This window comes from Clostridium sp., from assembly GCF_026168755.1.
Taxonomy (GTDB): Bacteria; Bacillota; Clostridia; order Clostridiales; family Clostridiaceae; genus Clostridium.
This window is the reverse complement of the sequence record NZ_JAPFDR010000018.1, coordinates 45,332-51,955: the sequence shown is the minus strand read 5'-3', so window position 1 is coordinate 51,955 and position 6,624 is coordinate 45,332. Positions and strand designations below refer to the sequence as shown.

The window sequence follows — 6,624 nt, the reverse complement described above, 5'->3', positions numbered from 1 at the left end:
CGGCTCATAACCGGTCGGCCCGGGGTTCGAGTCCCTGAAGGTCCACCATTTTTGGGGGTATAGCTCAGTTGGGAGAGCACTTGCCTTGCACGCAAGGGGTCAAGGGTTCGAATCCCTTTACCTCCACCAAAAGCTACGATATAAATCGTAGCTTTTTTTGTTTTATAAAATTTAAATAACTTAAGTTAATATTTTTAATATTAAGATGTAGAATTATAACTAAATAAAATAGATTTTTATATTTTTAATTTATTTATAATAGTGGTATTATAAATATGAATGTGTATTACAATATATGTTAAAGAACAAGGTGATAAGTAAATGTCTTTATATAGGGTTAAACAATTTGTTTGGGCATTAAAATCATTGTCCGAGGATATTGATACTGAATATGTAAATAAATTTCTCAATAAAAGAGAGAAAAATTTATTTAATAAATTAAAAAAAACAGATAAACAACATTGTATTAGAGTTAGTAAAGATGCTGTACATTTATCAAAGGGAAAAAATATAAATTTGAATAGAGTTGCCAAAGTAGGGCTATTGCATGATATAGGAAAAGGTGAATATGGACTTAATATTATTGAAAAATCTGTATTAGTAATATTAAATAAAATGACCAAAGGAAAATTAAAAAAATATGATGGTATTAAAGCTGTTGATTCTTATTATAATCATGCAGAAAAAGGTGCAAATTTATTAAAGCATTTTAATACATATGATAAAGAATTTTTGGATACTATTAGATATCATCATAGTAATAAAATACAAGGAAATAAACTATTAGATATAATAAAAGAAAGTGACAATAGAAATTAAGTTATGGGGTGAACTATGAAAGCTGAGGAAAGAAGAAATAGCATTATTGAAATGTTAATAAGAGAAAAAAAAGCTATTAAGGGAACAATATTAGCTGAGAGATTTAATGTAACAAGACAAATAATAGTTAAGGATATAGCTATTTTAAGAGCAAAAGGAAATAATATAATAGCGACTCCAGATGGATACATGATTAATGATGATAGTAGTAGTAGGGTAAAATCAGTTATTGCAGTAAATCATAATAAAGAGGACGTTATTAAGGAGCTTGAAATAGTTGTTAAGTATGGTGGAATAATAGAAGATGTTATAGTAGAACACCCTTTATATGGAGAGATAAAAGGGATATTAATGATAAAAAATCTTAATGATTTAAACAAATTTAGAAATGCATTAAAAGAGATAAATGCAAAGCCATTATCTATATTAACTAATGGCGTACATCTCCATACTATTTCTGCTGACTCTATTGAAAATATGGAGTTAATAAAAGAAGAGTTAAAAGAAAATGGTTTTATTTTATAAATTAGGGGAATTGAATTATGGATTATGATGTTTTAGTTTTAGGTGGTGGCATAATTGGATGTGCTGTTGCTTATGAATTATCTAAATATAATTTAAATATAGCTGTAATTGAAAAAGAGTTTGATATAGCAGATGATATTTCATTTGTTAATACTTCTATTGTATATGATGGATCAGAAACATCTAATAATGTAATGGCTGGATTAGAGTATATAGGAAATATATTAATGGAAGATTTATGTGAGAAATTTAATGTTCCATTTAGAAGAATAGGATCATTAAGAGTAGTTAATGATGATAATGGTGTAATTAAATTAGAAGAGATGTATGAAAGAGCTATAAGACGAGGAATCGATGGAGTATATTTAATAGATCCAGATGAGGTGTATGAAATAGAGCCTAATATTAATACGGAAGTAAAAAAGGGATTATACTCTCAAAATGTTGCAATAGTCGCTCCTTATGACTTAGCAATTGCATATGCTGAAGTTGCATTTGATAATGGAGTTAATTTTAGATTAGAAGAAGAAGTTTTAACTATACAAAATGTTACGAAAGGATTTAGGGTTGTAACTAATAAGAATAAGTTCTCTTGTAAGGTTGTTATAAATACAATTGCAAATGAAATATATATAAATGAAAAAGGGATAGTTGAAGAAAAAGACTTTGAGGATGGAATAAATTCTTTCAAAAATATGAGTTATATTTTACTTGATGATAATTATGAAAAGAAGTTACAAAGAATTGTTACAAAAACTTTTGATAAAGATACTTTTGTTGTCTCAACTCCTGTTTTAAATGGAGGTTCTCTTATTGGAATAAAAAGTATTGAAAAAACTAGTTTAGATGATAATTTACAATATGCATCTAAATTATTAAAAGGATTAGATAAAAGTAATATAAATAACCTATTTAGGGAAAGTTATGATAAGGATTCTATTGTAGTAGATGATCAAAAAATTGATAAGGGATATATTAGTGTTATAGGAACTCATTATGGAAAAGTTACATTAGCGCCAGCTATAGCAAAAATGTTATGTGATACTATTAGCAGTAATTTAAATTGTAGATTAAAGAAGAATTTCATTGATAAAAGAAGAGAGTTCTATAGATTTAGAGAAATGGATAGAAATGAAATTAATGAGGTTATTAAGCTAGATAAACGTTATGGTAAGATAGTATGTATGTGTAATAATGTTTCAGAAGGAGAAATTGTTGATTCTATTAGAAGACCTTTAGGTGCTAGAACTGTTAAAGGTGTTAAAAGAAGAACAGGAGCTGGATTTGGAAATTGTCATGGGGCTTATTGTAATGAAAAAATAATTCAAATACTATCTAGAGAGTTAGATAGAAAATTTACTGATATAGTAGATGATTCAAAAAAATCAAATATAATTTCAGGCAGAATTAAGGAGTTTAAAGATATATAATAGGAGTTGTAAGTATGGAGAAAAAAGATATTTTCACTTCTGTAGTTAGAGTTAAAGGTAGTGAGAAGTTTAAGGTTGTTCCTGTTAAAAGTAGTGATGAAGTTGATAAGGGATTATGGATAGAAATGTCTAAGGTTGTCAGTAGATTATATGTAAGTATTCCTATAAAAATGGGAAGTATTATATGTAAGAATATTTTAAATAGTGGAGTTGATATAATTTGCACTAGGGATATTCAAAATAAATAATAATTTAGAGATAATTTTAAAATTTAAATTCATTCCTATAAATAGCTTTACCAAAATAGGGATTTAAATGTATTGACAAAAAGTAGGAGCTTATAATATATTAAATATATTAATATTGTAAATATTTAATTAAACCGTTGAAAAGGCTAGTAATAAAGTAATTGTTTTAAGAGAGTCAGTGGTTGGTGAAAACTGATAACAATATTTTATGAATCCACCTTGGAGGGACTGTGATGAGCAGTACGGATAAACCCGTTAGTTTTATAAAGAGTGGATAATAGATGAAAATTTATTATCAATTAGGGTGGCAACACGGAGTTCTTCGTCCCTTATATGGGAAGGAAGGGCTCCTTTTTTATATCAGAAAAAATAAATAAAATATACATGGAGGATATTATGTTAGATTTAAAATTTTTAAGAGAAAATCCAGAAATAGTTAAACAAAATATTAAAAATAAGTTTCAAGATCAAAAACTTCCGTTAGTTGATGAAGTAATTGAATTAGATAAGGAAAGTAGAGCTACTCAACAAGAAGCTGATTCTTTAAGATCAAATAGAAAAACAATTTCTAAGCAAATTGGTGCATTAATGGGCCAAGGAAAGAGAGAAGAAGCTGAAGAATTAAAAACTAAGGTTAATGAACAAGCGGCACGTTTAGCAGAATTAGAAGCTAAAGAAGCTGAACTTGAAGAAAAAATAAGAAATATAATGTTAGTTATTCCTAATATTATTGATCCAAGTGTTCCAATAGGAAAAGATGATAGTGAAAATGTAGAAGTTGAAAAATTTGGTGAGCCTGTAGTTCCTGAATTTGAAATTCCATATCACACAGAAATAATGGAAAAATTAAATGGAATAGATTTAGATGGTGCTAGAAAAGTAGCTGGTAATGGATTCTATTACTTAATGGGTAACATAGCAAGATTACAATCAGGAATACTTTCTTATGCTAGAGATTTCATGATAAATAAGGGATTCACTTACTGCATTCCTCCTTTCATGATTCGTAGTGAAGTTGTTACTGGAGTAATGAGTTTTGCCGAAATGGAATCTATGATGTATAAGATAGAAGGTGAAGATTTATACCTAATAGGTACAAGTGAACACTCTATGATAGGTAAATTCATCGATACTATATTAAAGGAAGAAAGTCTTCCTCAAACTTTAACTAGTTATTCACCTTGCTTCAGAAAAGAAAAAGGAGCGCACGGAATAGAAGAAAGAGGAGTTTATAGAATACATCAATTCGAAAAACAAGAAATGATAGTAGTTTGTAAGCCGGAAGAAAGTAAAGAATGGTTTGAAAAGTTATGGAAATATACTGTTGAATTATTCCGTTCTTTAGATGTTCCAGTTAGAACTTTAGAGTGTTGTTCAGGAGATTTAGCAGATCTTAAAGTTAAATCTATTGACGTTGAAGCTTGGTCTCCAAGACAAAAGAAATACTTCGAAGTTGGAAGCTGCTCTAATTTAGGAGATGCTCAAGCTAGAAGATTAAAGATTCGTGTAAATGGAGAAAAGGGAAAATACTTTGCTCATACATTAAATAATACTGTTGTTGCTCCACCTAGAATGTTAATTGCATTCTTAGAAAACAACTTAAATGAAGATGGATCAATAAACATTCCAGAAGCTTTAAGACCTTATATGGGTGGAATGGATGTTATAAGATAATTTAAAATTGATTAAATTTAAGATATAAGAAAATTAATTATGATTTTCTTATATCTTTTTTTATAAGAAGTTATTGTAAATAATATAATAACAAATATTGACAAAAACAAGAAATGTGATAAATTTAAAGTGGGTGGTATTTTAATTAAACCGCACCTTATATATTTGAAAATTTAAAGATTAAAGAAGTAGCTCATATCAATTTTGAATGGGACTTATTAGTATCACACTCTTTTGGAGGTGATAATTATAAAATTTGGATTTATTGGAGCAGGAAAAGTTGGCTTTTCCCTAGGAAAATATCTAAAAGAAAACAATATAGACGTAAGTGGGTATTATAGTAAATCACAGCATTCATCTAAAGAAGCTGCAATTTTTACAAATACGCGACAATATAATAATTTAGAAGATTTAATAAAAAATAGTGATGCTATATTCATTACAACACCTGATAATCAAATTGCAGATGTATGGAGTGAAATAAAAAGGTTACCTATTAAAGAAAAATTAATTTGCCATTGTAGTGGCTCTATTTCTTCAGAAGTCTTTTCAAATATAAATAATCATGGTGCATATGGTTATTCTATTCATCCAATGTTCGCTATCTCGGACAAATATAATTCTTATAAAAATTTATCTCAAGCATTTATTACAATTGAAGGACATGAAAAACATATTAAATATTTAAAGCGTTTATTTTTACATTTAGGAAATGATGTAACAATTATTAATAAAGAGAATAAAATTTTATATCATGCCTCATCAGTAACAGTTAGTAACTTAGTGTTAGGATTAATTAATAATGGTATTAATTATCTAGAGGAATGCGGATTTACGCAGGAAATGGCTATTAAGGCTTTATATCCATTAATTGAAAATAACTTAAGAAATGTTAAGGAAAGAGGTGCAGTTAATAGTTTGACTGGGCCTATAGAAAGAGGAGATTTAAGTACTGTTATTAATCATTTAAATGTAATACCTGAAGAGGATAAAGAATTATATAGGTTATTATCAAAGAATATTTTAAAGATAGCGAAAATTAAAAATCAGGATAGAGATTATAAAAATTTAGAAGAGTATTTAGGAGATTAGTTATGAAAAATACAGCAGTCACATTTAAACAAGCTAAAGAGAAAAATGAAAAGCTTACTATGCTTACAGCATATGATTATTCTACAGCGAAAATAATTGATGAAGCTGGAATAAACGGAATATTAGTTGGAGATTCATTAGGAATGGTTTGTTTAGGATATGAAGATACACTATCAGTTACTATGGAAGACATGATACATCATACTAAAGCAGTATCTAGAGGTGTAAAAAATACATTAGTTGTAGCAGATATGCCTTTTATGTCTTACCAAACATCAGTATATGATGCTGTAGTTAATGCAGGAAGATTAATTAAAGATGGTAGGGCTAATGTAGTTAAATTAGAAGGTGGAATTGAAGTTTGCGATAAGATAGAAGCTATAGTTAAAGCTTCAATACCAGTTATGGCTCATATTGGATTAACCCCTCAATCAGTTAATGCATTTGGTGGGTTTAAGGTTCAAGGTAAAGATGAAGAGGCAGCAAAGAATCTTATTGAAGCAGCTCTAGCTGTAGAAAAAGCGGGAGCATTTGCAGTTGTATTAGAATGTGTCCCTGCTAAGCTTGCAGCAATAATAACTGAAAAGTTATCTATCCCTACAATTGGAATAGGTGCTGGAGCACAATGTGATGGGCAAATTCTTGTTTATCAAGATATGTTAGGTATGTATAGTGATTTTACGCCTAAGTTTGTTAAGAAGTATGAAAGTTTAGGGGAAAAAATGAATGTAGCTTTTAAAAAGTATATAGAAGAGGTTAAGGATGGAGTTTTCCCAGCAGAAGAGCATTCTTTTAAAATAAATGATGAAGTAATTAAAAAATTATATTAAAGGGGA

General features: G+C 28.4%; 7 protein-coding genes, 1 tRNA gene and 1 other annotated feature. All 8 genes read left to right on the top strand.

All coding sequences use genetic code 11. The annotated features are described in order from the left end of the window. The first annotated feature begins 53 nt into the window (after nucleotides 1-53). The 8 genes from Q0Y03_RS08560 (at nucleotide 54) to panB (ending at nucleotide 6,618) form a co-directional block, all read left to right on the top strand. A tRNA-Ala gene (locus Q0Y03_RS08560) sits at nucleotides 54-129 on the top strand. A 192-nt stretch (nucleotides 130-321) separates the two neighbouring features. Next, nucleotides 322-819: an HD domain-containing protein gene (locus Q0Y03_RS08555; protein WP_133016190.1), complete on the top strand. Its 498-nt coding sequence runs from the start codon at nucleotides 322-324 to the stop codon at nucleotides 817-819. A gap of 15 nt (nucleotides 820-834) precedes the next feature. Continuing rightward, complete coding sequence (locus Q0Y03_RS08550) at nucleotides 835-1,344, top strand: transcription repressor NadR (RefSeq protein WP_291677413.1); 510 nt, start codon at nucleotides 835-837, stop codon at nucleotides 1,342-1,344. A gap of 17 nt (nucleotides 1,345-1,361) precedes the next feature. After that, complete coding sequence (locus tag Q0Y03_RS08545) at nucleotides 1,362-2,774, top strand: FAD-dependent oxidoreductase (protein ID WP_297713411.1); 1,413 nt, start codon at nucleotides 1,362-1,364, stop codon at nucleotides 2,772-2,774. 14 nt (nucleotides 2,775-2,788) lie between these two features. After that, complete coding sequence (locus Q0Y03_RS08540; RefSeq protein WP_291677409.1) at nucleotides 2,789-3,022, top strand: DUF1667 domain-containing protein; 234 nt, start codon at nucleotides 2,789-2,791, stop codon at nucleotides 3,020-3,022. A gap of 128 nt (nucleotides 3,023-3,150) precedes the next feature. After that, nucleotides 3,151-3,355, top strand: a binding site (T-box leader). 63 nt (nucleotides 3,356-3,418) lie between these two features. Then, nucleotides 3,419-4,696 carry a serine--tRNA ligase gene (gene serS / locus Q0Y03_RS08535; RefSeq protein WP_297713410.1) on the top strand — a complete coding sequence of 426 codons (1,278 nt, stop codon included), beginning with the start codon at nucleotides 3,419-3,421 and terminating at the stop codon, nucleotides 4,694-4,696. Between the two features lie 249 nt (nucleotides 4,697-4,945). Next, on the top strand, nucleotides 4,946-5,788 hold the full coding sequence (locus Q0Y03_RS08530; protein ID WP_363318730.1) for a DUF2520 domain-containing protein: 843 nt from the start codon (nucleotides 4,946-4,948) through the stop codon (nucleotides 5,786-5,788). A 2-nt stretch (nucleotides 5,789-5,790) separates the two neighbouring features. Next, nucleotides 5,791-6,618 (top strand): 3-methyl-2-oxobutanoate hydroxymethyltransferase, encoded by an 828-nt coding sequence (gene panB / locus Q0Y03_RS08525; RefSeq protein WP_297713409.1) that lies wholly within the window; start codon nucleotides 5,791-5,793, stop codon nucleotides 6,616-6,618. The last annotated feature ends 6 nt before the right edge of the window (nucleotides 6,619-6,624 follow it).